Genomic DNA, 25,835 nt, shown 5'->3' with positions numbered 1-25,835 from the left:
AACTGCTCACTCGAATTTACTTATTCGAACTTCACGACTAAGTTTACCATATTTAATTGTAATTTACAAAATTTAGAATAGAGATAATTGATTTTGATCGGGCATCCCTTCCAAAACGCCATTATTTTCAAAGTAATCCATAATAGTTTGAGATACTTTACCACGTTTTGCCAAATCTTCTTTTGATAAGAATTTTTGTTCTGCACGAGCTGCTACAATTTGCTTAGCCGCATTATCACCAAGACCGGGAACCGCATTAAATGGAGCTAAGATGGTATTTTTATCAATAATCTTAAAGTTAAGCGCATCTGATTCATTAACATCAACCATCTTGATTTTAATTCCACGCTCTAAACATTCATTAGCAATCTCAAGCACAGTTAATAAGCTCTTATCCTTAGCAGAAGCATCATTTCCCTTATCTTGAATTTTCTTCATTGCGGCTTTCACAGTGTTTTTACCATGACTCATTGCTACTAAATCAAATAGATCAGCACGAACTGAGAAATAAGCCGTGTAGTAAATTTCTGGGTAATAAACTTTAAACCATGCAATTCGAAGTGCCATTAAAATATATGCTGTTGCGTGTGCTTTAGGGAACATATATTTAATCTTTAAACAAGATGGAATGTACCAATCTGGGATATTTTTATTTTTCTTCAAAACTGCCATATCTTCATCACTGATACCGCGCCCATGACGAACTGATTCCATCGTCGAAAAGGCTACTTCTGGTTTAACGCCCCAGTGGATAAGGTCCATCATGATGTTATCACGACAACCAATTACATTCTTCAATTTACAAGTTCCATTGTTAATTAGTTCTTCCGCATTCCCTAGCCATACATCAGTCCCATGAGATAAACCGGAAATTTGTAAAAGTTCAGAAAAAGTATTTGGTTTAGTTTCTTCAAGCATCCCTCGAACAAATTTCGTTCCAAATTCTGGCACACCTAAGGTACCAGTTTTAGATTGAATTTGTTCTGGTGTCACTCCTAAAATTTCAGGACTTGAAAATAATGACATAACTCCTGGGTCATCTGGTGGAATAGACAAAGGATCAATTCCTGACAAATCTTGCAACATTCTGATCATTGTTGGATCATCATGCCCTAAAATATCAAATTTTAAAATATTATCGTGAATAGAATGGAAATCAAAGTGAGTCGTTAACCATGCTGCATTAACATCATCCGCTGGGTACTGAACCGGAGTAAAGTCATAAATATCCATGTCGTTAGGAACCACCACAATTCCTGCAGGGTGTTGTCCTGTTGTCCTTTTTACTCCAGAAACCCCAGATGCTAACCGATCTAATTCTGCATTCCGCAGCTTTAAATCACGTTCTTCATCATAATGCTTAGCATAACCATAAGCAGTTTTATCTGCAACTGTCGCAATGGTACCCGCACGATATGAATTATTGGGTCCAAACATAACTCGAATAAAGTTATGTGCAACTGGTTGGTAGTCTCCTGAGAAATTTAAATCAATATCAGGAACCTTATCACCGTGGAATCCCAAGAAAGTAGCAAATGGAATATCCTGACCATCTTTTACAAGCGGAGTACCACATTTTGGACAATCTTTATCAGGCAAGTCATATCCTGAACCATATTCTCCATTTTCAAAAAACTTAGAATATTTACAATTAGGACACCGATAATGCGGCGCGAGTGGATTAACCTCAGTAATTCCAGACATAGTAGCAACCAAACTCGAACCTACGGATCCACGCGAACCAACCAAATATCCATCTTTATTTGATTTAGCTACTAGACGCTGAGAAATTAAGTAAATAACCGCATAGCCATTTGAAATGATTGAGTTTAATTCCATTTCAATTCTATCTTTAACAATTTTAGGAAGAGGTTTTCCATAAAGTTCATAAGCCTTATTGTAAGTCAAATCTTTCATTTCTTGATCGGCATTATCAATATGTGGAGGATAAAGACCATCTTTAATTGGGGCAATTTCTTCTAGAGAATCAGCAATCTTATTTGTGTTAGTAATAACAATTTCCTTAGCCGCTTCTTCCCCTAAAAAGCTAAATGCATCAAGCATTTCTTGAGTTGTATAAAAATGTAAATCTGGTTGCGGTTTGTTCCGATTTGGATTACTTCTTTGAGCTGAAATCAAAATTGTTCTATAGATTGCATCATGAGGATCCACATAATGAGCATCGCCAGTAGCAACAACTGGCTTATTTAATTCTTTTCCTAATTTATAAATATTAGTCAGAATTTCTTCTAATTCAGCTTCATCTTTAATTAAACCGTCTTCAATTAATTGTTGATAATTTGCTGGAGGCTGCACCTCTAAGAAATCATAAAACTTGGCTTTCTTACGTGCTTCATCATACCCTTTTTGCATCATAGCAATAAATACATCGCCCTGCCAACAACCAGAACCATATAAAAGATTATCATGAAGTCTTCTAAGATCTGACTTAGGAGTTCTAGGAATTCGATAAAAATTAGTAGTACTTGCAATAGAAACAAGTTTATACATATTTTTCAATCCAGCTTGATTTTTAGCCAAAATAGTCATGTGAGATGGACGTGCTCGTTTATAAACCTGCCCATGCTCAGCATAATCATTCATTTTACCTAAATCATCTTCATGAAAACGCGCATTAAAAGCATCCAGAAGTTTAAACATTAAATATCCAGTCGCTTCAGCGTCTTGATTTGCTCGGTGGTGATGTTCCAAAACAACATTATATTTCTTAGCTAATGAATCCAGAGTATGTCTAGTTTGTTCTGGGTGAAGTAAACGTGAAACTTCAAGTGTATCAACCACAGGTTGAGTTATTTCTTCATAACCACTTTTTCTTAAAGCAGCATTGACAAAACCAACATCAAATTGAACATTGTGTCCGCAAAGAGGATCATCACCATAAAAATCTTTGAACTGTTTGATCACAACATCTTCATCATCAGCAGCACTTACCATCTCATCTGTAATAGAAGTTAAATTAATAGTTTGTTCACTCAAAGGATGGTGAGGATTAATAAACTTGTCAAATCGATCGATAACCTCTCCATTCTTCATTTTTACGGCACCAATTTCAATAATAGTATCGTAAACAGAAGATAAGCCCGTAGTTTCAACGTCAAAAATTACAAATTCTTTATCTTCATATTTCATTTCAGCTGGATTCAAAACTAATAAAGCATGATCATCAATCATATTAGCTTCAACACCATACAAAATCTTTAGTCCTGTTTTCTTACCAGCACTATAAGCATCAGGGAAAGATTGAACATCCCCATGATCAGTAACCGCAATAGCTTTTTGACCAAACTTTTTAGCAGCATTTACAAAATCGGTAGCAGTATTAGTTGCATCTAATTGGCTCATGTTGGTATGAAGGTGAAGTTCAACCCGCTTTTGATCACCTTCATATTTTTCTTGTCGCCCTTCATGTTCCACAGTTTCAAAAGCATTAATATTAAACACTACATCATTTTGCCATTGATCTGTAGCTGCTGATCCTTGCATTTTAGCCCATGTTCCTGGCTTAATAGCAGATAAACTTGCAATTTGCTCTTTATTTGAAACAAATTTTTTAAATCCAATTGAGTCCGTATAATCCGTAATTTCCCCAGTAAAAATCACTGAACCTGACTTCAATTCTCGACTTTCAATATTAAAAATATTTCCTTCAATTACGACATTTCGAGTTCCATCTTCCAGATCATGGATTTGGGTAATTTCTGCATTTTCATCAACTTTTGTATTTCCATAATGTGTTTTCTTAGTTGAATATTTAGATGGAGCGGGTTTGCTTTTTTTCGGCTTTTCAGGAATAGATTGATAAACTTCTTGCATGTTTTTATCATGCTCTTCTTGTAATTGTTGCAAACTCTCTAGATTGTTTTGAGAACTTTGTTCATCAAATTCAGTAAGAAACTTCAAGTTAAAAAAGCCATACTTACGCATTTCTTCTGATAAATCATCTAAAGCTTTTTGCTCAATTAAATTGTCAATCACTGAATTGTCGACTGGGATTATCCATCGACCATCTTCTTTACGAGGAACCTGACCAGCTAAAAATTCTCGCGTAGCTGACGCCAAAACATTTGAATTTTTGACAGCATATTGCCAATAATCGGGCAAATATTGATCTGATCCATCCTTTGTTCCTACAAAGAAACGGGTATTAACAAAAGAAGCAAAACTTTCGTTTATTGCTGTATTTAACGCATTATATGTATCAAACTTTAAAGGAGAATCAAAAAGAACGTGGATATCCCACCTATGTTCTTTAGCGTATACATCCACGTTCTCAATTTTTCCTTTTTGAAGTAAATCATTATCTTCAAATTGATCAGGAAAATGAACTTGCTTTAAAAGTTTTAAGAATAGCTCGTTTTTATTAGTCACGAAAAATTATCCTAACTCTTTATTTACAAAATTATCTAATTCATCAACAGAAACTTCTGTTGCCTTTTCATCAGTTGGTCGCTTAACTTCAACAATACCATCTTTAGCTTTACGTCCAATAGTAATTCTAATTGGAGCCCCAACTAAATCTGCATCATTAAACTTAACACCTGGACGTTCATTACGATCGTCATATAAAACATCATACTTAGCTGAAAGTTCTTTTTCAAGTTTTTCAGCTAATTCAGTTTGAGTCTCATCCTTCATCTTCATTTGAATCAAGTGAACAGTAAATGGTGCAATTTCTTTAGGCCAAGCAACACCATTTTCAGTTAAGTGTTGTTCTACTGCAGCTGATAACATTCTAGTTACACCAATTCCGTAAGAACCCATGATAACTGGCTTTGCCTTACCATTTTGATCTAGGAAATCAGCACCCATTGTATCAGTGTAGTAAGTACCCAACTTGAAAATATGACCAACTTCAATTGAGGTGGTAAATTTAAGTGGTAAGTGATCAACTGGATCAGGTTCACCTTCATTTGCAGTTCTAAGATCAGCAAATTCATCAACTTTGAAGTCACGGTCTAAGTTAGCGTTTTGGTATTGATAATCAGTTTCATTAGCGCCGACAACTACATTGTAAAGATCTTTTACAGTTTCATCGGCAATAATCTTATCAGCCCAATCAGCATTAATTGGACCTACGCCACCCTTTTCGCTACCAGTAATTTCTTTTAATTCACTACTTTCCGCTACATGAACATCATCAGCATCAAGAATATGACCTAATTTAACTTCGTTAATTTGTTTATCACCACGGATAAGAACCAAAACCTTTTGATCATCAGCAATGTATAAAATACTTTTGACAATTCTAGTTGCAGGCACATTTAAAAATTCTGCCAATTTTTCAATAGTATCACAATCTGGAGTAGCAACCTTAGTTAACTCCTTAACTTCTTCTGGTTCTTGTTTAAAGGTATCAACACTTTTAGCCATTTCAAGGTTGGCAGCATAAGTACCTTTTTCATTAGTAGCGATGGTATCCTCACCAATAGCAGCTGGTGCTTGGAATTCAGTAGAATTCTTACCTCCCATGGTACCAGAATCCGCAATTACAGGATGGACAGTTACACCAGCACGCTTGAAAATCTTCTTATAAGCGCTCTTTTGGTCGTCAAACTGCTCATCTAATTGTTCACGAGTTGCCGCAAAACTATACCCATCCAGCATTACAAATTCACGACCACGAAGAAGACCAAATCTTGGACGATTTTCATCTCTAAACTTAGTTTGAATTTGATATAAAGCAAGTGGCATTTGCTTATAACTCTTTAAATTTTTAGCAACAATTTCCGTAAATGTTTCTTCATGAGTTGGTCCAAGTAAACTTTCACGACCATGGCGGTCCTGTAATTTAAACATTTCGGCGCCATACTTTTTATAACGACCTGATTCTTGCCAAAGAGTAGCTGGTAAGAGATGAGGCATAATCATTTCAGGAACATTAATATTTTCCATTTCCTCTTCAATGATTGCTTCAGCCTTGCGAAGTACACGGTATCCAAGTGGCAAGTAAGCGTAAACACCAGCAGTAACTTGGCGAATATAGCCCCCACGAATCATAATTTTGTGACTTTCAGCTACAGCATCTGCTGGAGCTTCTTTTAAAGTTGGCATAAAGAATTTTGATTGACGCATTCTTCTATCCTTTTCTTCTTCCTAAGTAAATTACTTAATAAAGTAACGATATATATCATTACCTGTTACGGCAATAATTAAAACCAATAATAAACCAAAACCTATTAATTCTACAATAGCTTCATGTTCTTCTGAAATTGGTTTACCACGGAATAATTCAATTAAGTTTAAAAGCAACTTTCCGCCATCTAGACCAGGAATTGGAATTAAGTTCACAATTCCCAAATTAATAGAAATCATTGCCAAAAACGCAAGTACATAAGTGAAGCCCATGTTAGAAACTTGCGAGGTTTGAGAATAAATTCCTACTGGTCCCGATAATTTATTCAAACTAAAGTGTCTAAATAAATTACCCACGGCATTAAAAATTAAGCCAGTTGTAGAAACTGCAGTATCCCAACCACGCTTTAATTTTGCTCCAAAATTTTCATCACTTTTAGCTACAATTCCTATTTGATAAACTTTTTGCTTTTGAATTGTTTTACTAGTAGGTTTTACTATTGCTGTATGATAAGTATCACGTTGCTTAAGTCTGATCTTTAAGTCTTTTCCCTTACTGCGAGAAATTTGATTTGAAATATCTTCAAAATCTGACATTTTTTTGCCATTAATTGAAATAATCTCATCATTAGCCTTAATTTTAGCAACTTGAGCAGGTGAATTGTTTTCAACTTTTGCAATTGTAGTAGTTGCGGGACCCGGAACAGTGAAAGTCCAAATCATAAACACAACAAAACCTAAAACAATATTCATAAATGGTCCAGCAAAATTAGTAGCTAATTTTTGCCAAACATTAGCTTGTTGAAATTGCGTATCTCGAGGCGCAATTACCAATTCTGTCTTGTTTTTATCAATAATAGTCGCATCATGGTTTACATGATAAGTAACTGGTTTATTTTCGTCACCATTTTCATATCCACTGATGGTTAACGCATCAACTAAATCAGCCTTTGTAACTTGAATTGGAATTCCTTCGATCGGCAAATCAGACTCAGAGGCATCTATTCGAATTACCTCATTGTTATCATTTAACTGAACGACAACCGTCATTCCGGGATCAAGCTTAGTTTCGTCATCAGAGCCCGCTAAACGAACATACCCACCAAGTGGTAACCAACGAATGGTATAAGTGGTGGGATTTCGTCTGATTTGGAATAATTTTGGGCCCATACCAATTGAGAACTCTCGAACAAGAATCCCTGACTTTTTAGCTACAATGAAATGTCCAAATTCATGGACAAAAACAAGTAAACCAAAGACAACTAAAAAGATTAGTATACCTTTCAACAATAATCTCCTAGTGTACAATTCCTAATAAGGCTGCCACAACTGGTAAGACAAAGAGCATACTATCAAAACGATCTAAAATACCACCGTGTCCTGGTAAAATTTTACCTGAATCTTTCACACCATAGAAACGTTTATAGGCAGATTCAACCAAGTCACCCATTTGTCCAACAATTGATAAGAAGAAAGCAATAATAATCATTTGAATTTGAGGGTAACCCACATTTACCAAAGCAACATAGATCGCACTACAAATGATGGCACAAATAACTGCTCCAATTGATCCTTCCCAAGTCTTATTAGGACTAATTACTGGCCATAATTTATGCTTACCAATTTTTCTACCAATCATGTAAGCACCAATATCAGTTGACCATACAACAACAAATACGTAGCAAAGAAGTGCTAACCCATTGGCATCACTTCTAATTGCGGCCATGTAATGAAAACCTGTCCCAATGTACAATGCTGCTAAAGTATAAACACCTACATCATCAAAAGTAGTTTTATTCTTAGAAAGTACAGTCCAAGTTAACATTAACATTACAATGGCGTAGAAAATACCAAATTTAGTCCAATGCCATGGCATTCCCTTAAAGAAAGCATCTGGCACCGTCCAAGTTAAGGTAGCCAGTAATGCTAACAAGAAATCTATAGAAACTAAAATTTGTTTCTTCATTAAAAAGATTTCACTAATTCCGACTGCAGCAAAAGCTACTGTCAACCAATCCATCCAAAGTCCACCAACGTAGACAATTGGAATAAATAAAATCAAAGCAATAACTGCTGTAATTACACGTTGTTTCATAAATACTCTATCTAACTATCTGATTCATCTAATTTTCCAAAGCGACGATTTCTACTCTGAAAATCTCTTACAAACTTTTCTAAATCCTCTGCGGTAAAGTCTGGCCAATTTTTTGAACTAAATGCTAATTCAGAATAAGCTAATTGCCATAGTAAAAAATTAGAAATTCTCTGTTCCCCTGAAGTTCTAATTAATAAGTCAGGGTCGCGATACTCCTCAAATTTACCAGTCATCAAATTCTTTGAAATTAATTCTTCATCAATTTCAGAACTATTAAGCTCGCCAGCTTCAATAGCTTGACCTAGTTTTTGAACTGCTGAAACAATTTCTTTTCTTGAACCATAATTAAACGCAAAGTTCAAAATTAAACCAGTATTGTTGGCAGTTTCATACATAGCACGCTGAACTATATCATAAGTTTTCTTTGGTAATTCATCCAAATAACCCATAATATTAACTTTAACGTTATTCTTCATTAAAGTAGGCATAAATTTATCGAAAAAACGCACCGGTAAATTCATTAAATATGCCACCTCTTCTTTTGGCCGAGCCCAATTTTCGGTAGAAAAAGCATATAAAGTTAGGACCTTTATGCCTAACTTATCGGCTGCTAAAGTTATTCTTTCAACGTTATTCATTCCCTCTTTATGGCCAACATACCGAGGTTTATGACGTTTTTTAGCCCAACGGCCATTACCATCCATAATAATAGCAAGATGATTTAGTTGATTTTTCTTACCCATTATCCCTGAGTAATTTCCTTACGCTTTTCGTCAGCAAGCTTATCAATTTTCTTAGTTGAATCATCAGTTATTTTTTGAACTTGCTTTTCTAAATTACGTTGTTCATCTTCAGTAATTTCATCATCTTTTTCTTGCTTCTTAAGACTATTCATTGCATCACGACGAACATTACGAACGGCAATTTTAGCTTCTTCAGCTAGTTTACCAACTTCTTTGGCAATTTCTTCTCTTCTTTCTCCAGTAAGAGCAGGAATAACCAAACGAATAACTTTACCATCATTAGCAGGAGTTAATCCAAGATTTGATGCAAGTAAAGCATGTTCAATATTATCTAAACTACTTTGATCATAGGGAGTAACTAAAAGAACACGAGGTTCAGGAATGGTTACACTTGACATTTGAGTAAGTGGAGTTGGCGCACCATAATAATCTACTTTAACCCCTTCAAGTATAGAAGCGTTAGCTACACCCGCACGAATAGAAGCCAAGTTTTTTTCAAAAACAGAAATTGACTTATCCATATTTTCTTGAGCTTTTGAAATTGTTTCGTTATTCATTCTTTCCACCTTCAATTACAGTACCGATATTTTCACCCATAACCACTTTCTTGATGTTGCCTTCAGTATTTACATTAAATACAATCAATGGGATATGAGTATCCATAGATAGAGAACTAGCAGTTCTATCCATAACTTTTAAGTTTTTGGCAATAAGATCAAGTTGAGTTAATTCATCATACTTAGTTGCAGATGGATCAACCTTAGGATCAGCAGAGTAAACACCGTCTACACCGTTCTTAGCCATTAAGATTACATCTGCATTAATTTCAGCAGCACGTAAAGCAGCCGTAGTATCAGTGGAGAAGTATGGGTTACCTGTTCCACCACCAAAGATCACTACGCGACCCTTTTCCAAATGACGAATAGCTTTTCTTCTAATATATGGTTCTGCAACTTGGCGCATTTCAATAGAAGTTTGTACTCTAGTTGGAACCCCTACATGTTCAAGACCATCTTGAAGTGCTAAACCGTTCATAATTGTTGCAAGCATTCCCATATAGTCAGCTTGAGCACGTTCCATACCTAACTTAGCGCCAGTTTCGCCACGCCACATGTTACCGCCACCACAGACGATACCAATTTCTACACCTAAATCATGAACAGCTTTAATTTCCTTAGCCAAATCACTAATAACTGTAGGATTAATACCTGTTCCCTTATCTCCAGCTAATGCTTCACCTGAAATTTTTAAAATGATGCGTTTATATTTAACTTGACTCATATTGACCTCCTCTAATAGCTTTAATTATTCTACCATGTTAGAAAATATTAGGTCAATGTAGTGCCTTATTTTCTAATCAGTAGACAAAATCTATAAAAAAAGAGGAAGGGATTTCTCTTCCCCTCCTCTCCAAATACAAATAAATTACTTCATTTGTTCACGTACTTCAGTAGCAAAGTCTTCTTGCTTCTTTTCGATACCTTCACCGACTTCGAAGCGCTTGAAAGCAACTAACTTAGCTCCCTTTTCCTTCAAAAATTCTCCAACAGTCTTGCTGTCGTCCATGATGTAATTTTGTGATAAAACTGCAAATTGCTTATCAACTTGAGTATTATCATCAATAAAGCGTTGCATCTTACCAGGAATAATTCTATCCCAAATCTTTTCTGGCTTACCTTCTTCTTTAAGTTCAGCCTTGATGTCTTCCTTAGCCTTAGCTAAAACATCATCAGTTAATTGCTTTGCTGAACCGTAGACAAGGTGTGGCAATGGCTTCTTATGTACTAATTCACGACTTTCATTGTCTTGATCAATCTTATGATTCATCAAAGCCAATTGTTCAGTAATAAAGTCATCGTCTAATTCATCTGGTGAAATAACAGTAGGCTTCATAGCAGCAATGTGCATTGCTAAGTGCTTAGCAGTTGCAGCATCAGCACCTTCTACTACAGTGATAACACCAATTTGACCACCATTATGTTGGTAAGCACCAAATTCTTGGTCATCAGTCTTTTCTTCTAAAGCGTAACGACGTAAAACAATCTTTTCACCAATTGTAGCAGTTGCGTCTACAAAAGCTTGTGATAAAGTTTTACCATCATCCATCTTCAATTCTTCAGCTGCTTCATTGTTAGCTGGCTTGCCTTCAGCAATAGTCTTAGTAACATCATTTACTAAGTTAACAAATTTTTCGTTTTGAGAAACGAAGTCAGTTTCTGAGTTAATTTCAGTAATAGCTGCTTCGTTACCAGCAACATAAACACCAGTCAAACCTTCAGCTGCAACACGGTCTGCCTTCTTAGCAGCCTTAGCCATACCCTTTTCGTGAAGGTATTCAACGGCTTTTTCCATGTCACCGTCAACTTCTACTAATGCTTTCTTAGCGTCCATAACGCCGGCACCAGTACGTTCACGTAAATCTTTAACTTGCTTTGCAGTAATTTTTGCCATTATTGTGTCCTCCTAACAGAACTAATAGTAAAAACTAGTCTTTGTCTGATTCTTCTTCAACACCAACAATTTCTTCTGAACCGTCAGCATTTTCTTCAAAGTCAACTTCGATTTCTTCGTCGTCTTGACCTTGCTTACCTTCAATAATAGCATCAGCCATAGCACCTGCGATCAAACGAATAGCACGAATAGCGTCATCGTTTGATGGGATAACTACGTCGATTGGATCTGGATCAGTGTTAGTATCAACCATAGCAACAACTGGGATACCCAAAATGTTTGCTTCGTGAACAGCGATCTTTTCCTTCTTAGGATCAACAACGAACATAACATCTGGAATTCTTGGCATATCTTCGATACCGCCTAAGAATCTTTCAAGCTTGTCCATTTCCTTAGTTAAAAGAGCAACTTCTTTCTTTGGCAATACGTCAAAGGTACCGTCTTGTGACATTTCCTTTAATTGCTTCAAACGCTTAACACGGCTTTGAATAGTGCTCCAGTTAGTCAAAGTACCACCTAACCAACGTTGGTTAACGTAGTATTGACCTGCACGGGTTGCTTCTTCAGCAATTGAATCTTGAGCTTGCTTCTTAGTACCTACGAATAAGAATACGCCACCATCTTGTGCTACAGCCTTCATGAAGTTGTAAGCATCATCTAACATCTTGATAGTCTTTTGTAAATCAATGATGTAGATACCGTTTCTTTGAGTAAAAATGTAAGGAGCCATCTTAGGGTTCCATCTTCTAGTTTGGTGACCAAAGTGTACACCAGCTTCAAGCAATTGCTTCATAGTAACAACTGACATAAATAAATTCCTCCTATGGTTTTAATCCTCTCAAGCGTTCATTTTGATATTTGACCTATGTAAGGCACCAATCTATCAATCGCTCTTGATGTGTTATCAGTGTGTTTAACACACCAGAACATATTACTAAATATATTGAAGAAAAGCAAGAGATTTTCCTTAAAAATGAACATTATGTTCTTTTAAGAATTTTTCCTTCCATTTTCGATCATGATGCTTAAACCAATACTCTCTTTTTAAAGCCGCGCTTTTGTCTGTAAACTCCTCATGATAAATCATCTTTACTGGTCGTCGTGCCTTAGTATACTTAGCACCCTTTCCGGTATTATGCATCTTTAAACGATGCTGTAAGTCATTGGTAAACCCGCCATAAAAACTACCATCTTTGCAAAGCAACACATAGAAGTAATACTTGCCTTGTTCATCATGTTTTTTTCTATCTTCATCACTTTCTCTAATAATGCGCTGAATATGAGGTAAAAATTCACCATCTTTGTCATGAACCTCAATAGCATCACGTAAAACTGTCCCATCAAAAGCTGTATGCTTGACCGCTTCAACAATTACTAAATTTGCATCCATCCCCCGATGAGAGACAAAGGGTTGAATAAACTTGACGCTCATATCATGCTTCATACAATAATAAGCAATTTCTCCTAAGCGCTCAGGGCGATGTACCATAAACATTTTCCCCTTCATTTTTAACAAGCCGCTAGCAACTTCAATAATTTCTTCTAAGTTAACCAAAATTTCATGTCGAGCAATTGCCTTTTTAGGATCCGGGTTAACTTCATGACCTTGAGGAGTTTTAAAATACGGAGGATTAACTACTACCACATCATAGCTATCTTTTCGTAAAAATTTAGGTGCATTTTTGACATTATCTTGATGAACATGGATCTGATTTTCCATTTTATTGAGTTCTACTGAGCGCTGAGCTTGAGAAAAAATTTCATTCTGAATTTCAATCGCATCATATTTTGCATTGTTAAAATATGCCATATAAATTGTTGCAGCACAGTTGCCAGCACATAAATCTGCTACTTTATCACGATTATGGATAGCTTGTTTTGCCCAATAAGCTAACAATAAAGTATCAAGAGAGAAACTAAAAGCTGTTTTATCCTGAATAATTTTCAAATTATCACTATACATATAATCGATACGTTCATTTTTGCCGAGTTCTACCATTATTTTTATCCTTTCAATTTCTTTGCTATAATAATTTACAATAAAAACGGAGGAAAAATATGTTTTATCGAATCATTCGTCCAATTGCCCGTTTTATTGTATGGGTATTAAATGGGCACTTGCATGTTCACCATAAAGATCGTCTTCCTGATGGAAACTATATTTTAGTTGCTCCTCACCGTACTTGGTGGGAACCGATTTTATTTGCTTTAGCAGCTAGTCCAATGGAATTCATGTTTATGGCTAAAATCGAATTATTTAAAAATCCAGTTTTACACTTCATTTTAAAGCATTCTCATGCCTTTCCGGTTGATCGCGCACATCCCGGCCCTTCTGTTTTAAAGGTTCCTGTTAAAGGTTTAAAAAAAGGAAAGCTGTCTTTAATCATTTTTCCTTCAGGAACTCGGCATTCTTCTGAACTTAAAGGCGGAGCATTATTAATCGCTAAACTCTCTCAAAAGCCGATGGTCCCTGTGGTTTATCAAGGACCCCTAACTTTTAAAGGTTTTTTAAAGAGAAAACCACTTGAAGTATGTTTTGGTGATCCAATCTACATTGACCGCAAGACCAAATTAACCCACGAAAACGAAGAAAAGATTTACCAAGAATTGGAAAATGCCTGGGACAAGTTAGATAAAGAACAAAATCCTAATTTTCATTACGTTGCAAAATAAAAAGTCGAGACATCATCTCGGCTTTTTTATTTACCATATTTTTCAATCTCATGTAGGTTAAAGCCTGGAATACCTTTAAACCACTTGCGCACAATTCGATCATAAGTGCCGTCTTTTTCTAGTTCAGTTAAGGCTTGATTAATTTTATTGGCCATCTCGCCTTGTCCCTTATTAACAGCGATTCCGTAAGGTTGATTAGTAAAAGTACCACCAACTAATTTATAACCAGGATTATCTCGGGCAATTCCCGCTAAAATCCCATTGTCGGTAGTAAAAGCTTCACCTTGACCTGCTTTCAACGCAGCAAAAGCTTGACCATAGTCATCATATTGAATTACTGAAGCTTTAGGAGCAAATTTATGCACGGCATCAACTGCAGTCGTTCCTTTAACAGCCAAAACCTTTTTACCATTAAGTTGACGAACATTTTTAATTTTACTATCGTTGGCAACTAATAAACTCTGGCCTGCTGGAAAATAAGGCTTACTAAAATCTACTTCCTTCTTACGTTCAGGGGTAATTGTCATTGCAGCGATCGCAGCATCAATATTTCTATTTTTTAAAAGTTGAATTTTAGTATTAGCAGTTGTAGTAACAAAATTGGCTTTAGCATTCTTGCCAAGCATTTTATGAGTTAATGCTTCAGCTAAATCCACTTCAAAGCCTTGAATTTTACCAGTTCTAATGCTCATTGCACCAAATAAAGGAGTGTCGGCTTTTACGCCCCAGTTAATTGTCTTACTACTTTTTACTTCTTTATAGACATTCTGATTCTGCTTGTTTTGACATCCCGTTACAACAAAAATTAAGCTAATTATCAAAGATAAAAATACAATTATCTTTTTCTTAAGCATGAACCACCATTCCTTCTCTTTTTCTATTATTATAAAATTCTAACAGAAATTACCTAAATAAAACAAATTCAGAAAACTTTTCTATTAATTCAACTTGAGAATTTTCAATTAGTGTTAAAATTATTATCAGCATTAATATTTTTGGAGGGACCTAAATGTTAGAAAAAACTTTTTACAAGATGATGCTTAGCAAATCCTTCCCATTTCCTGTTAAGGTAACTTACTGGGATGGTAAAAGCGAAGTTTACGGCAATGGTACTCCTGATATTGAAATTATTTTTAACGAGAAAATTCCAATGTCAGACATTACTCGCAACGCCTCGCTTGCATTAGGTGAAGGCTACATGGACAAGAAGATTGAAATCAAAGGTGATATTCAAAAGTTAATCTGTGGTGCTTATGACAGTGCCAACAGTTTTATGCGTTCTTCTAAGTTCCGCAAATTTCTACCTAAGCAAAAGCATACTGAAGAACAAAGTGAAGAAGATGTTCAAAGTCACTACGATATTGGAAATGATTTTTACAAGCTTTGGCTTGACCCTACTTTAACCTACTCATGTGCTTACTTTGAAGATGACAATAAGGATGATCTTGAAAAAGCTCAAATTGCTAAAGTACACCATATCCTAAATAAGCTGCATCCCCACGAAGGAAAAACTTTGCTTGACATTGGATGCGGCTGGGGAACTTTAATGCTTACTGCTGCCAAAGAATATGGTTTAAAGGTAACAGGGGTAACTTTAAGCGAAGAGCAATTCAAATTTGTTCAAAAACGTATCTACGATGAAAACTTGCAAGATGTTGCTGAAGTTAAACTTGAAGACTATCGAGAACTTGGCGATCAACAATGGGATTACATCACTTCAGTGGGGATGTTTGAACATGTAGGTAGCGAAAACTTAAGTGAATATTTCCACGACATTTACCGCTACTTGAAGCAAGATGGAGTTGCTTTAATCCACGGAATCACTCGTCAACAAGGCGGTGCAACTAATGCCTGGATTAACAAGTATATTTTCCCAGGTGGCTACATTCCTGGTTTACAAGAGATCATCGGCGATATTGTTGAAAACGATTTGCAAATCACTGACGTTGAAATGCTTCGTCGTCACTACCAAAGAACTCTTGAAATTTGGGACGAGAACTTCAATAATGCTCGTGATGAAGTAGAAAAGATGATGGGTGAAAGATTCACCAGAATGTGGGACATGTATTTACAAGCATGTGCGGCATCATTTGAATCAGGAAACATTGATATAGTTCAATATCTAATGACTAAGGGCCCATCTGGTAAAGATTTACCAATGACTAGAAAGTACATGTTACATAAGTAAAATAAAAAGGCTGAGTTTGTCTAGATTGACAAGTTCAGTCTTTTTTTGCGCTTTATTTATGATCTTTTCTTGAAAGCCTTAAAAATGTAATAGATACCCAATCCAATAAATAAAATCGGCAAAGCATATAAATAACTTGGGGCACGTGACGTCAAGCAAAGACTATCTATTGCAAACAAGATCCCTACTACTAAAATCGAGCTCCCTATCATTACTGTTTTCTTCAAAATAATCATTATAATGGCAAAGATAATTGCAATTAAGGTGAATGGTAACAATGAATTCATTATTCTTTTCCCTCGCTATTTTGTAAAGTATACAGCTTATAATAATACCCTTTTTTCGCAAGCAATTCATCATGAGTACCCTTTTCAACGATGCGCCCTTTATCCAAAACAATGATTTGATCAGCATCGGCAATCGTTGATAAACGGTGAGCAATTGCTAAAGTTGTTCTTCCCTTACGTAAAGTCTTAAGTCCCTTTTGAATCATAGTTTCGGTTTCTGTATCGACATTAGCAGTTGCTTCATCCAATACCAAGATTTTGGGATCAGTTACTAAAGTCCGTGCAAAAGAAATTAGTTGCCTTTCACCTTGACTAAGTTCGACTCCATTTTCCATTACTTTGGCATGATATTTACCTGGCATTTCTTCAATGAAGCGATCAGCTTGAACAGTTTCGGCTGCTTTTTTAATTTGTTCATCAGTAATATTTTTATTATACAAACGAATATTTGAGACAATATCTCCATAAAACATGAACGGTTCTTGCAAAACCAAACCCAACTTTTTACGCAATTCTTCTTTAGGATATTTCTTGATGTCAACACCATCAATTAAGATTTGTCCTTTATGAAAATCATAAAATCTCATCATCACATTGATAATTGAGCTTTTACCAGAACCGGTATGACCAACAATACCCAAAGTTTCTCCAGGATTAACAGTAAAGTTAATATCATGTAAGATTTCATTTTTCCCATCATAAGAAAAACTGACATGCTTAAATTCGATCTTTCCCTTATTGATTGTTAAACCTTTCTCTGCATTTTGTTGAGGTTCATATTGGGTATCATCTAAGATATTAAAGATTCGCTTGCCAGCCACAATCCCATCTTGAAAAAGTGTCATTTGATCCATCATAGTAGAAATTGGATTGAAGAACTGTGAGATATATTGAGAAAAGGCATAGACGATTCCCGCTGGCACAAAAGTCTTTTGCAATGGAAAACCAAAGTACATTAAGGAAACTGATAACGCAATCGAATAAAGAAGACTTGTTAATGGCGATAGCAAGAGTGAGTTAACTTTAATCATATTAAAACGTGTTCTCATTAAAGCACCGTTTTCATTTTCAAACTCATTTTCCATTCTTTCTTCTTGCTTGAACTGCTGAATTAAAGATACTCCTTCAATCGATTCATTTAAATTAGTATTAATTCTACTTAAACGTTCACGATAATTGCGATAGAGCTTGGAACTTTTTTGTGAATAAAGCCAAATAATAAACAACATAATTGGCAAAAATAATAACATTAAAAATCCAGCAGTAGTGTTGGTCATAAACATGGCTACCAAGGCTGAAATAATTGAGAAGAAACTAATCACTACACTTGCTAAAACTGCTAAGAAATTACTTAAAGTCATCGTATCATTTGTAACTCTAGAAACAATCGATCCAGCGGGATTTTGATCAAAATAGCGCATCCCTAATCGGTGCAATTTTTGATAAAGTTCCACTCTCACCCTTTCAAGCGATTTTTCTGATCCTAAAGCAAAGAAATACTCATAAGTAAACTGAATTGCGGCTTTCAAAATTGATCCCAAAGCATACATAAATCCCGCAAACACAATAATTTGAACTGTAGCACTTTGTTTAATTAAGAAATTATCCAAAAAATACTGCAAACCAAATGGCAAAGCCATATTGATAACACTAACCAAAAACGCTCCTATTAAAGCGATAAGCATTTCAAATTTAAATTTTTTAACAAATCCCATCAATCTTTTAAAAATTTGAACCTGCTCTTTAAAAGGAATAGCTTTAGCCCAAATTGACTCATTTTCTTCATTATTCATTCTCGTCACCTACCTTTTCTTCTAGTTCTTGACGCCGCCACATATCCGCATACCAGCCATTTTCTTGAAGAAGATCATCATGACTTCCACGTTCAATAATCCGACCATTTTTCAAAACTAGAATCAGATCCGCATTTTTCACAGCTGTTAAACGGTGCGTCGCAATTAAAGTGGTTTTTCCTTTACGTTCTTTCTTCAAAGAATTCAAAATTTCATTTTCAGTTTTGGCGTCAACTGCTGAAAGTGCATCATCCAAAATCAAAATCTGACTATGTTTAAGAAGAGCACGAGCAATCGACATTCTTTGCTTTTGTCCCCCTGAAAGAGAAATTCCATTCTCACCTACTAAAGTCTGATATGCACGGGGCATTTGCAAGATGTCATTATGCAAATCACTCTTCTTAGCCGCTTCAACAACTTGATTATTATCCGCATCAATTTGAGAAAAGGAAATATTGTTTTGAATACTGGTTGAGAATAAATAGTTATTTTGTGGTACATATGAAATTTCTCGCAATAGCACATTTAACGGTATTTCTCGAATGTCATGCCCATTTAAAGTAATCTTTCCCTCATAATTATCAAATTCACGTAATAATAACTGAATGATGGTTGTTTTTCCGGAACCCACTCGGCCCACAAGTCCCAAAGTTTGACCAGGCTTCAATGTGAAATCAATATTATTTAAAACAGAAATATCTTTTTCATCGGGATAAGCAAATGACTTAATATTATAGTTTAGATCTCCCTCAATATCTTTTGCAGTAAGGGTTTCATCTGCATTTTCATCAGTAATTAATGATTTTTCATTTAATAATTTTTCTACTCGATCGTAACTAGCACTCCCACGTTCCAAAATATTGAAAAGATAACCAATCGCAAACATTGGCCAAACCATGTTCCCAATATAAGCAATAAAAGATACCAACTGTCCAACTGATAAAATATTTTGCTTTACTAAAAATCCACCATAAATAATAGTAATTGCATAGGTTAAGCCAATGATCAATGTTCCTAAAGGATCAAACAAGGAATCCCAAACAAAAACGTGCTTATTAATCTTGATCGTCTCATCAACCATTTTTTCAAATGCAGCCGTATCCTCTTTTCCTTGACCAAAAGTTTTCAATACTTTAATTCCGGAAACAGATTCTTGTGTTTTATTGTTTAAACGAGAAAATGCAGCTTGTGATTTATCAAAAGCAACATGGAGATGGTCTCCCAGCTTCCATGCACCCCAAGCCAAAAATGGAAGCGGCAAGAGAGCAATAATGGTTAATCTAAAGTCAACAAATACAATCATTGCAATCATGGTTGATAATCCCATGATTAATGAATCTACTAAAGTAAGGACACCATCTCCAGCCACATTTTGAATAGAGGTTACATCATTAGTAGCATGCGCCATCAAATCTCCAGTCCGGTGTCTTTGATAAAAAGTTTTATCCATAATCATAAAATGATTAAACAAACGAGTGCGCATTTTGCGCTCAAGCTCTGCTGCGCCACCCCAAATTTGTTTACGCCAAAAATAACGCAAAACATATAGAACAATTGCAGCAGCTACAATAGCCAAAATTAAAGCCCCATATTGCCCCCACGTGATATGACCTTTATCTAGCTCATCCGCCATCAATCCCAATACTCGTGGTGGAACTAAATTAGCTAATGAGGTTAAAGCTAAAAATAGAATTCCTATAATATATCTTTTCTTCTCCTCTTTAAAAAACCATCCTAATTTTTTAAAAATACCCATTCAACCACCTCTTTCAAATACAAAAAAGACGAAGGAGATCCTTCGTCTTTATCAATAATGATCTAGTACAAAAATACTATTTGTTTTGATGTTTCATACGGTTCATGACTTGATTTACCTTTTTAGCAGAAGGCTTTTGTCCCATTTGAGACATCATGCTAACAATCATATCTTCGTTAATTGGAGGATTTTCTTGGAAATACTTCTTCATATATGCTCGTGCACCGTAGAATCCACCAATTAGGCCGACTGCCAGTGCAACAATAATTAAAACAATTGCTAATCCTAAATTCATAATCTAAAAATCCTCCATTAATTAATAATGCTATTTTACCTAAAAAATACAAAATTTTAAAGGCAAAATTAATCTTTTCTAAGACCCTTTTCTCTTTGTGCCTTCTTAGCCTTTTCAGAAGTTACTTCTTTACCATTTTTATCGATAATTACAGTATCTTCCAATTGTTGTCTAAATCCAGCTCTGAAGTTTTCAAGAAACTTCTTATGAAGTTCTTTTCTTTCGGCTTCTTCTTCTGGAGTTAAACCTTCCTTTTGCTTCTTGTGATAAAGTTCGTTGATACGATCTGTGACCTTTTTTTCTTCATTTTTATCCATTTTAAACACCTCTTATCAAAAATAGTTTACTCTATTTATCTACAGAAAAAAAGAAAATCATTCTTTATTTTCAAGAACGCTAGTTTGTAAACAGTTTTAATATTTGCTAAAATAGGGATGTTAAATATAAAAATAATGGAGAATATACGATGCCTAAAAAAAATAATAAGCAATTAGCTATTTTACGCTATATTTATGAAACAGTAGATGAACATGGATTTCCACCTACTGTTAGAGAAATCTGTGCTGCAGTTGGTTTATCCTCTACTTCTACAGTTCATGGTCACTTAGCACAACTTGAACGTAAAGGATACATCATTAAAGATGCAACTAAACCACGAGCTCTTGAAATTACTCAAAAAGGGAAGGAAGAGTTGGGAATTAAGCCTACTACTATCCCAATTTTAGGAGTAGTCACTGCGGGAACGCCAATTTTAGCAGTTGAAGATAAAACTACTGACGACTATTTCCCACTTCCACCGGATTTAACTACTTACGCTGGTGAATTATTTATGCTTAAAATTCATGGCGAAAGTATGATCAAGGCTGGTATTTTAAACGGCGATAACGTCATTGTAAGAAAGCAGTCTTCTGCTAACAATGGTGAAATTGTTGTGGCAATGAATGACAGTAATGAAGCTACAGTTAAACGTTTCTTTAAAGAAACTGATCATTATCGTTTGCAACCTGAAAATGATACTATGGACCCTATCATTTTAGATAATGTAAAAATCCTTGGTAAAGTTGTAGGTCTCTATAGAAACAATATTATCTAATAAAAAAGCACTAATAATTAGTGCTTTTTTACATTTCAATTAATTTCTTTTCAAAGATCGGTAACCATTTTAATTCATAGCCTGCACGAGTAGGATGAATTTCATCTACCATATATAATTTATCTTGATCTTTAAAGTTAGGATCATTGAATAAATCTAAAACTTCTACACCCCACTTTTTAGCCAATTCATGAGCTGCTTGAACCATTTGCGCATAAAGAAGATTATCAAAATTAGGGTTAGTATAAATTAAAATTGGACAATCCCAGTTTTGCTTAGCTTTAGAAATAATATATTCTAGAGCGCCAATAATTGTTTGAGTATCATAATTATCATTGCTAATCTTTCCTAACTTATTTCCTAAAGTAGCATCGTTTGTGGAAAGTTGTAAAACAAAGATATCTGGATGGTCTTTTTGTTTTAATTCTTCATTAAATCTTTTAACATATGACTCACCTTTTATATCTTGGTCCACTAAAGTTGTACCATTTTCTGCATTTTTAATAGCAAGTACTCCATCCTTTTTCCAAAGATAATCAACAAATGATTCACCTAAACTACCAAAGCCAAAAGTAACCGACGAACCCAAAAATAAAATTTTCTTTTTAAAAAGCGGACCCATTGTAAATTCAACTTGATTTAGGCTATATTTCCTAGAATTTCCTGGTAAATACGCAATATCTTCATAAAGCCGCTGATTAAGAGGATGTGCATCCAAATCTTGTCTAAGTTCTGCTAAAGCAATATCTGATAAATCATTATTTTGAACTATCGGAATTAAAAATGTTTCGTTACTCATAATTTTTCTCCTTCAAATAGGGCCCAATAACCTGCCAATCTCGAGCAATATCTTCTGCCAATTTCCGATTATAAAAAACAGCTGCAGGATGATATTGCGGAAAGATGGTATATTTTTCATTTGACCATTCATAACCATCTTTATTTTGATTCAGTTGCAAAATAGGCGTATTGCTAATAACTTTACCATGTTCCTTAGAAATTTTGTAGCCAGGTCCCAAAAGTCTCTCTAATGCCGTATTTCCGACTGCTACAATTAATTTAGGCTGTACCTTCTTTATTTCATAATCAAAAAACGGAGCATGAGCTAAAATTTCTTTCTTAGTTGGTTTTCGATTAGGATATTTTATTACTTCTTTATTCTCTTTTTTACTAAAAACTTTCTTAATGCTGTACGGCCTACTGCGCACAGCGGAGGTAATATACACATCTTCTCGACGTAAACCGATTGAAGCCAAAGATTTCATTAGTTCTTTTCCGGAATCTCCATTGAAAGGAACCTGAGTTTGAATTTCATTTCGTCCAGGAGCTTCTCCAACAATCATAAGCGCTGGATGAATAGGGCCCGCTCCTTTATTTAACCCTTCTAGTTTCATCCCTTCCGAGCGTTTTTCCACTTCATCAATTAATTCTTTAGGATATTTCATCTTTTCCCTCCAAAAATAAAAAAGAAGTGATCTTTCTCACTTCTTCTATTTATCATTCTGCTTGATAAACTTTTCAGCTTTCACAAGCATTTTATACAAACCACGTTCTTTAGGTAAATACGATTCTGCTTCTTGTAAATCAATCCATTTAGAATTGAGAATTTCTTCTTTTTGATCAACCACATGCTGAGTAGGATTATTTTCGCTTAAGAAAAAGCCCACTTTTTTAACTGTCCCCTCTTCAGTTGGATAAGTGGTTTCACATCTAAAGTTAAAATCAAAGTCTGGATGAAGCCCTACTTCTTCCGCAACTTCACGTTTAGCTGCTTCTTCTTCAGTCTCACCGGGTTCAAGATGTCCCTTAGGAAATCCCCACGTATGGTGCATACAACTTTCTACGATTAAAAACTCTATCTTGCCATCATTAATGCGATAAATAATACTACCTGCAGAATGTTCATGGATCATTTAATTTCTCCCCTTCCTCATGATACCTATTATATAACTTTTCTTCCCATCTCTATCTTTTTTGGCTCATAGTACATCAAAATTATTATACAATTCTTTTTGCTTCTTATTAAATCAAACAAAAAAGCACTATCCATGTAAAACATGAATAGCGCCGTTGCCAAGATAGACTACCTAACTATCTTAGGCAAAAATAAATTCAACTAAAAATATATAGTTGAATTACTTCTGAAGAAGTAGTTTTAATATACCAATACTTCTAAAAACTGTCAATGCAAAAAGCTAGCCTTTTACAGACTAGCTTTTTTATTATCGTAATTTTACAATTAACGACGTGCTTCAGCGATTCTAGCTGACTTACCGTGACGATCACGTAAGTAGTAAAGCTTAGCACGACGTACACGACCGTGACGTAATACTTCAACCTTAGCAACACGTGGGTCGTTAACTGGGAAGGTACGTTCAACACCAACACCTGAAGCAATCTTACGTACAGTGTAAGTTGCACCAATGCCCGTACCCTTCTTCTTAATTACAACACCTTCGAACATTTGGATACGTTCGTGTGAACCTTCAACAACACGTACGTGTACACGAACAGTGTCACCTGCACGGAAAGCAGGAATATCATCACGAAGTTGTTCCTTAGTTAATTCAGCAATTAATGGATCCATAATATTTTTCTCCTTCTTCGGCATTCATTATCACGTTTCACGCCCAGCGGAACACCCATAATCTTAATAGTGGTCTTACAAGCCACTCGTATGATTCTAGCAGAAATCCAGCTAAAGTTCAAGCTCACTAGTTAATCTCATTTTTAATTTCTTTAAGCATGTGCTGTTCTTCATCAGTTAATTCACGATTCTCTAGCATATCTGGTCTATGAAGATAGGTAGCCCTAAGAGCTTCCTTATGACGCCATTCAGCAATTTTTTGATGATTACCACTAGTTAAAACTTCGGGGACTTTTTGTCCTTCAAAATCTGCAGGGCGTGTATACTGAGGATATTCTAACAAGCCATGAGAAAAACTTTCTTCAACAGGAGAAGCAGCATTTCCTAAAATTCCCGGTAAAAGTCTTACAGTGGCATCAATCATACTCATTGTAGGCAATTCACCACCTGTTAAGACATAGTCCCCAATTGAAACCGTCTCATCTGCCAAATCATAAACCCTTTGATCAAAGCCTTCGTAATGGCCACAAATAAATGTTAATTCATCTTCTTCAGCCCACTTTTGTGCCATTTCTTCATTGAAAGTCTTCCCTTGAGGAGCGGTAATAATAACTTTACCTTTGGAAGGAAGAGAATCTAAAGCCTTTTTAATCGGCATAACTTGAAGCACCATGCCAGCACCCCCTCCATAGGGTGTGTCATCAACATGATGATGAACATCGGTAGTAAAATCACGGAAGTTTACTAAATTAAGGTCCCACTTGCCATCTTCTAGCCCACGTCCAAGCATTGAAGTTTGCAATGGGGTAAACATGTCAGGAAAAAGCGTTAAAACATTAATCTTCATCGCGTAGTCCCTCCATAAGTTCTACATAAACCTTCTTATTAGGAACATCTACTTTCTTAACTACATCTTCAATAAAGGGGATCAAAAATTCTTTTCCAGAATCCTCTGTTACTTCCCATACATCATTTGCACCTGGTGATTGAATATCAGTAATCTTTCCAATTCGTTCACCAGTTTCATTATCAATCACATCACAGTCTAAAATATCGCGATAATAATATAGCCCGTCTGGCAGCTCTTGTTGGTTTTCTTCATTAACTACTAAAATTTTTCCACGTAATTTTTCAGCTTGTTCAATATCAGTTATTTCTTCAAATTGAACGAGCCAAAATTGTTTAAAAGGACGGCCACTTTTTACGGTTAAAGTTTTTTCATGATCATTTTTAAGTGCTAATTTACTACCTGTTGCAAATCTTTCTTCGGGAAAGTCTGTAATTAAGGCAACCTTAACCTCTCCATTTAAACCATGAGTAGTTAGAACTTTAGCTACATCATAAAATTGCATTTTTCCTCCTTAAAAATAAGAAAAAAGAGCTTGAAGCATGAAAACCCCAAACTCTTCAAAGTAATTAATTACTTGTTGTATTTTGCATCGTGCAACTTCTTCATGATACCTTCACTTGAAAGAAGTGATCTAACAGTATCTGAAGGTTGTGCACCCTTTTGAAGCCAATCAAAAATCTTGTCTTCATCAAGCTTCAATTCCTTTGGAGTTGAAACTGGGTTGTAGTAACCTACTTCTTCGATGAAACGACCATCACGTGGCATACGTGAGTCTGCAACAACGATTCTGTAGAAAGGCTTTCTCTTGGCACCCATGCGGTGCATACGAATTTTAACTGACATAAATTAATATCCTCCTAAAACTTAACGATTAATAATATACCATTAACTTCCAAAGGTGTAAAGGATTTTTACTTAACAGACTAATTTT

The 25,835-nt window shown here is 35.3% G+C and carries 26 protein-coding genes; 3 read left to right on the top strand and 23 right to left on the bottom strand.

What is annotated here, in order from left to right; all coding sequences use genetic code 11:
• Positions 1-72 precede the first annotated feature (72 nt).
• The 10 genes from KBW87_RS03505 to KBW87_RS03460 form a co-directional block, all read right to left on the bottom strand.
• Positions 73-4,389, bottom strand: coding sequence for a PolC-type DNA polymerase III (locus KBW87_RS03505; protein ID WP_057810564.1), 4,317 nt, complete (start codon positions 4,387-4,389; stop codon positions 73-75).
• Between the two features lie 6 nt (positions 4,390-4,395).
• Positions 4,396-6,093, bottom strand: coding sequence for a proline--tRNA ligase (locus KBW87_RS03500; RefSeq protein WP_057810562.1), 1,698 nt, complete (start codon positions 6,091-6,093; stop codon positions 4,396-4,398).
• Positions 6,094-6,123: 30 nt separating this feature from the next.
• Positions 6,124-7,380 (bottom strand): RIP metalloprotease RseP, encoded by a 1,257-nt coding sequence (rseP, locus tag KBW87_RS03495; RefSeq protein WP_057810561.1) that lies wholly within the window; start codon positions 7,378-7,380, stop codon positions 6,124-6,126.
• Positions 7,381-7,390: 10 nt separating this feature from the next.
• Positions 7,391-8,188 carry a phosphatidate cytidylyltransferase gene (locus tag KBW87_RS03490; RefSeq protein ID WP_057810559.1) on the bottom strand — a complete coding sequence of 266 codons (798 nt, stop codon included), beginning with the start codon at positions 8,186-8,188 and terminating at the stop codon, positions 7,391-7,393.
• An 11-nt stretch (positions 8,189-8,199) separates the two neighbouring features.
• Positions 8,200-8,931, bottom strand: coding sequence for an undecaprenyl pyrophosphate synthase (gene uppS / locus KBW87_RS03485; RefSeq protein WP_057810557.1), 732 nt, complete (start codon positions 8,929-8,931; stop codon positions 8,200-8,202).
• Positions 8,931-9,488: a ribosome recycling factor gene (gene frr / locus KBW87_RS03480; RefSeq protein WP_057810555.1), complete on the bottom strand. Its 558-nt coding sequence runs from the start codon at positions 9,486-9,488 to the stop codon at positions 8,931-8,933. Before frr ends, uppS begins: the two co-directional genes overlap by 1 nt.
• Complete coding sequence (pyrH, locus tag KBW87_RS03475) at positions 9,481-10,212, bottom strand: UMP kinase (protein WP_057810553.1); 732 nt, start codon at positions 10,210-10,212, stop codon at positions 9,481-9,483. The genes frr and pyrH overlap by 8 nt, the downstream gene beginning before the upstream one ends.
• 144 nt (positions 10,213-10,356) lie before the next feature.
• A complete protein-coding gene (gene tsf, locus KBW87_RS03470) occupies positions 10,357-11,382 on the bottom strand; it encodes a translation elongation factor Ts (RefSeq protein ID WP_057810551.1) in 1,026 nt (341 codons plus the stop codon).
• A gap of 34 nt (positions 11,383-11,416) precedes the next feature.
• Positions 11,417-12,190 carry a 30S ribosomal protein S2 gene (gene rpsB, locus KBW87_RS03465; RefSeq protein WP_057810549.1) on the bottom strand — a complete coding sequence of 258 codons (774 nt, stop codon included), beginning with the start codon at positions 12,188-12,190 and terminating at the stop codon, positions 11,417-11,419.
• 159 nt (positions 12,191-12,349) lie between these two features.
• The gene (locus KBW87_RS03460) at positions 12,350-13,381 is read right to left on the bottom strand and encodes a GIY-YIG nuclease family protein (RefSeq protein ID WP_057810547.1); all 1,032 of its coding nucleotides are present in this window, start codon (positions 13,379-13,381) and stop codon (positions 12,350-12,352) included.
• Positions 13,382-13,440: 59 nt separating this feature from the next.
• Here KBW87_RS03460 and KBW87_RS03455 point away from each other — a divergent pair, with 59 nt between their 5' ends.
• Positions 13,441-14,055: a lysophospholipid acyltransferase family protein gene (locus KBW87_RS03455; protein ID WP_057810546.1), complete on the top strand. Its 615-nt coding sequence runs from the start codon at positions 13,441-13,443 to the stop codon at positions 14,053-14,055.
• 26 nt (positions 14,056-14,081) lie between these two features.
• Here the strand turns inward: KBW87_RS03455 and KBW87_RS03450 are convergent, their stop codons facing one another.
• A complete protein-coding gene (locus tag KBW87_RS03450; protein ID WP_004042957.1) occupies positions 14,082-14,909 on the bottom strand; it encodes a transporter substrate-binding domain-containing protein in 828 nt (275 codons plus the stop codon).
• 155 nt (positions 14,910-15,064) lie between these two features.
• Between KBW87_RS03450 and KBW87_RS03445 the strand changes: the two genes are divergently transcribed.
• Positions 15,065-16,243, top strand: coding sequence for an SAM-dependent methyltransferase (locus KBW87_RS03445; RefSeq protein WP_057810544.1), 1,179 nt, complete (start codon positions 15,065-15,067; stop codon positions 16,241-16,243).
• 56 nt (positions 16,244-16,299) lie between these two features.
• On the opposite strand, the gene KBW87_RS03440 is transcribed toward KBW87_RS03445, so the two are convergent.
• From KBW87_RS03440 to KBW87_RS03420, 5 genes are all read right to left on the bottom strand, one after another.
• Positions 16,300-16,530: a hypothetical protein gene (locus tag KBW87_RS03440; protein WP_057810542.1), complete on the bottom strand. Its 231-nt coding sequence runs from the start codon at positions 16,528-16,530 to the stop codon at positions 16,300-16,302.
• Entirely contained in the window at positions 16,530-18,323 is a 1,794-nt protein-coding gene (locus tag KBW87_RS03435) for an ABC transporter ATP-binding protein (RefSeq protein WP_057810540.1), read from the bottom strand. Before KBW87_RS03435 ends, KBW87_RS03440 begins: the two co-directional genes overlap by 1 nt.
• On the bottom strand, positions 18,316-20,079 hold the full coding sequence (locus tag KBW87_RS03430) for an ABC transporter ATP-binding protein (protein ID WP_057810538.1): 1,764 nt from the start codon (positions 20,077-20,079) through the stop codon (positions 18,316-18,318). Before KBW87_RS03430 ends, KBW87_RS03435 begins: the two co-directional genes overlap by 8 nt.
• 76 nt (positions 20,080-20,155) lie before the next feature.
• Positions 20,156-20,374, bottom strand: a complete 219-nt coding sequence (locus KBW87_RS03425) for a YneF family protein (RefSeq protein ID WP_004042965.1) — start codon at positions 20,372-20,374, stop codon at positions 20,156-20,158.
• 68 nt (positions 20,375-20,442) lie between these two features.
• Positions 20,443-20,691: a DUF896 domain-containing protein gene (locus KBW87_RS03420; protein ID WP_004042967.1), complete on the bottom strand. Its 249-nt coding sequence runs from the start codon at positions 20,689-20,691 to the stop codon at positions 20,443-20,445.
• Positions 20,692-20,840: 149 nt separating this feature from the next.
• On the opposite strand from KBW87_RS03420, the gene lexA reads away from it, so the two are divergent.
• Positions 20,841-21,467, top strand: coding sequence for a transcriptional repressor LexA (lexA, locus tag KBW87_RS03415; protein ID WP_057810536.1), 627 nt, complete (start codon positions 20,841-20,843; stop codon positions 21,465-21,467).
• 28 nt (positions 21,468-21,495) lie between these two features.
• Here lexA and KBW87_RS03410 read toward each other — a convergent pair whose 3' ends face one another.
• The 7 genes from KBW87_RS03410 to rpsP all read right to left on the bottom strand — a co-directional run bounded on the left by KBW87_RS03410 (position 21,496) and on the right by rpsP (position 25,747).
• Positions 21,496-22,266 carry an SGNH/GDSL hydrolase family protein gene (locus tag KBW87_RS03410; RefSeq protein WP_057810534.1) on the bottom strand — a complete coding sequence of 257 codons (771 nt, stop codon included), beginning with the start codon at positions 22,264-22,266 and terminating at the stop codon, positions 21,496-21,498.
• A complete protein-coding gene (locus KBW87_RS03405) occupies positions 22,259-22,912 on the bottom strand; it encodes a uracil-DNA glycosylase (RefSeq protein WP_057810532.1) in 654 nt (217 codons plus the stop codon). The genes KBW87_RS03410 and KBW87_RS03405 overlap by 8 nt, the downstream gene beginning before the upstream one ends.
• Before the next feature lie 45 nt (positions 22,913-22,957).
• Positions 22,958-23,380, bottom strand: a complete 423-nt coding sequence (locus KBW87_RS03400; protein ID WP_057810530.1) for a bis(5'-nucleosyl)-tetraphosphatase — start codon at positions 23,378-23,380, stop codon at positions 22,958-22,960.
• 326 nt (positions 23,381-23,706) lie between these two features.
• The gene (gene rplS, locus KBW87_RS03395; protein WP_004042979.1) at positions 23,707-24,054 is read right to left on the bottom strand and encodes a 50S ribosomal protein L19; all 348 of its coding nucleotides are present in this window, start codon (positions 24,052-24,054) and stop codon (positions 23,707-23,709) included.
• A gap of 127 nt (positions 24,055-24,181) precedes the next feature.
• On the bottom strand, positions 24,182-24,901 hold the full coding sequence (trmD, locus tag KBW87_RS03390) for a tRNA (guanosine(37)-N1)-methyltransferase TrmD (protein WP_057810528.1): 720 nt from the start codon (positions 24,899-24,901) through the stop codon (positions 24,182-24,184).
• Positions 24,891-25,406, bottom strand: coding sequence for a ribosome maturation factor RimM (rimM, locus tag KBW87_RS03385; RefSeq protein ID WP_057810526.1), 516 nt, complete (start codon positions 25,404-25,406; stop codon positions 24,891-24,893). Before rimM ends, trmD begins: the two co-directional genes overlap by 11 nt.
• A gap of 68 nt (positions 25,407-25,474) precedes the next feature.
• Positions 25,475-25,747, bottom strand: coding sequence for a 30S ribosomal protein S16 (gene rpsP, locus KBW87_RS03380; RefSeq protein ID WP_004042984.1), 273 nt, complete (start codon positions 25,745-25,747; stop codon positions 25,475-25,477).
• Positions 25,748-25,835: the final 88 nt, after the last annotated feature.

This window comes from Lactobacillus intestinalis, from assembly GCF_024397795.1.
Taxonomy (GTDB): Bacteria; Bacillota; Bacilli; order Lactobacillales; family Lactobacillaceae; genus Lactobacillus; species Lactobacillus intestinalis.
Note: the sequence above shows the minus strand (reverse complement) of the source record. Positions and strands in the feature narration are given on the sequence as shown.

Bases quoted from the DNA above. Each gene is read 5' to 3' on its own strand.
- KBW87_RS03500 (WP_057810562.1), bottom strand. From the start codon at position 6,093: ATGCGTCAATCAAAATTCTTTATGCCAACTTTAAAAGAAGCTCCAGCA.
- KBW87_RS03490 (WP_057810559.1), bottom strand. From the start codon at position 8,188: ATGAAACAACGTGTAATTACAGCAGTTATTGCTTTGATTTTATTTATT.
- uppS (WP_057810557.1), bottom strand. From the start codon at position 8,931: ATGGGTAAGAAAAATCAACTAAATCATCTTGCTATTATTATGGATGGT.
- frr (WP_057810555.1), bottom strand. From the start codon at position 9,488: ATGAATAACGAAACAATTTCAAAAGCTCAAGAAAATATGGATAAGTCA.
- pyrH (WP_057810553.1), bottom strand. From the start codon at position 10,212: ATGAGTCAAGTTAAATATAAACGCATCATTTTAAAAATTTCAGGTGAA.
- tsf (WP_057810551.1), bottom strand. From the start codon at position 11,382: ATGGCAAAAATTACTGCAAAGCAAGTTAAAGATTTACGTGAACGTACT.
- rpsB (WP_057810549.1), bottom strand. From the start codon at position 12,190: ATGTCAGTTGTTACTATGAAGCAATTGCTTGAAGCTGGTGTACACTTT.
- KBW87_RS03460 (WP_057810547.1), bottom strand. From the start codon at position 13,381: ATGGTAGAACTCGGCAAAAATGAACGTATCGATTATATGTATAGTGAT.
- KBW87_RS03455 (WP_057810546.1), top strand. From the start codon at position 13,441: ATGTTTTATCGAATCATTCGTCCAATTGCCCGTTTTATTGTATGGGTA.
- KBW87_RS03450 (WP_004042957.1), bottom strand. From the start codon at position 14,909: ATGCTTAAGAAAAAGATAATTGTATTTTTATCTTTGATAATTAGCTTA.
- KBW87_RS03445 (WP_057810544.1), top strand. From the start codon at position 15,065: ATGTTAGAAAAAACTTTTTACAAGATGATGCTTAGCAAATCCTTCCCA.
- KBW87_RS03440 (WP_057810542.1), bottom strand. From the start codon at position 16,530: ATGAATTCATTGTTACCATTCACCTTAATTGCAATTATCTTTGCCATT.
- KBW87_RS03435 (WP_057810540.1), bottom strand. From the start codon at position 18,323: ATGAATAATGAAGAAAATGAGTCAATTTGGGCTAAAGCTATTCCTTTT.
- KBW87_RS03430 (WP_057810538.1), bottom strand. From the start codon at position 20,079: ATGGGTATTTTTAAAAAATTAGGATGGTTTTTTAAAGAGGAGAAGAAA.
- KBW87_RS03425 (WP_004042965.1), bottom strand. From the start codon at position 20,374: ATGAATTTAGGATTAGCAATTGTTTTAATTATTGTTGCACTGGCAGTC.
- KBW87_RS03420 (WP_004042967.1), bottom strand. From the start codon at position 20,691: ATGGATAAAAATGAAGAAAAAAAGGTCACAGATCGTATCAACGAACTT.
- lexA (WP_057810536.1), top strand. From the start codon at position 20,841: ATGCCTAAAAAAAATAATAAGCAATTAGCTATTTTACGCTATATTTAT.
- KBW87_RS03410 (WP_057810534.1), bottom strand. From the start codon at position 22,266: ATGAGTAACGAAACATTTTTAATTCCGATAGTTCAAAATAATGATTTA.
- KBW87_RS03405 (WP_057810532.1), bottom strand. From the start codon at position 22,912: ATGAAATATCCTAAAGAATTAATTGATGAAGTGGAAAAACGCTCGGAA.
- KBW87_RS03400 (WP_057810530.1), bottom strand. From the start codon at position 23,380: ATGATCCATGAACATTCTGCAGGTAGTATTATTTATCGCATTAATGAT.
- rplS (WP_004042979.1), bottom strand. From the start codon at position 24,054: ATGGATCCATTAATTGCTGAATTAACTAAGGAACAACTTCGTGATGAT.
- trmD (WP_057810528.1), bottom strand. From the start codon at position 24,901: ATGAAGATTAATGTTTTAACGCTTTTTCCTGACATGTTTACCCCATTG.
- rimM (WP_057810526.1), bottom strand. From the start codon at position 25,406: ATGCAATTTTATGATGTAGCTAAAGTTCTAACTACTCATGGTTTAAAT.
- rpsP (WP_004042984.1), bottom strand. From the start codon at position 25,747: ATGTCAGTTAAAATTCGTATGCACCGCATGGGTGCCAAGAGAAAGCCT.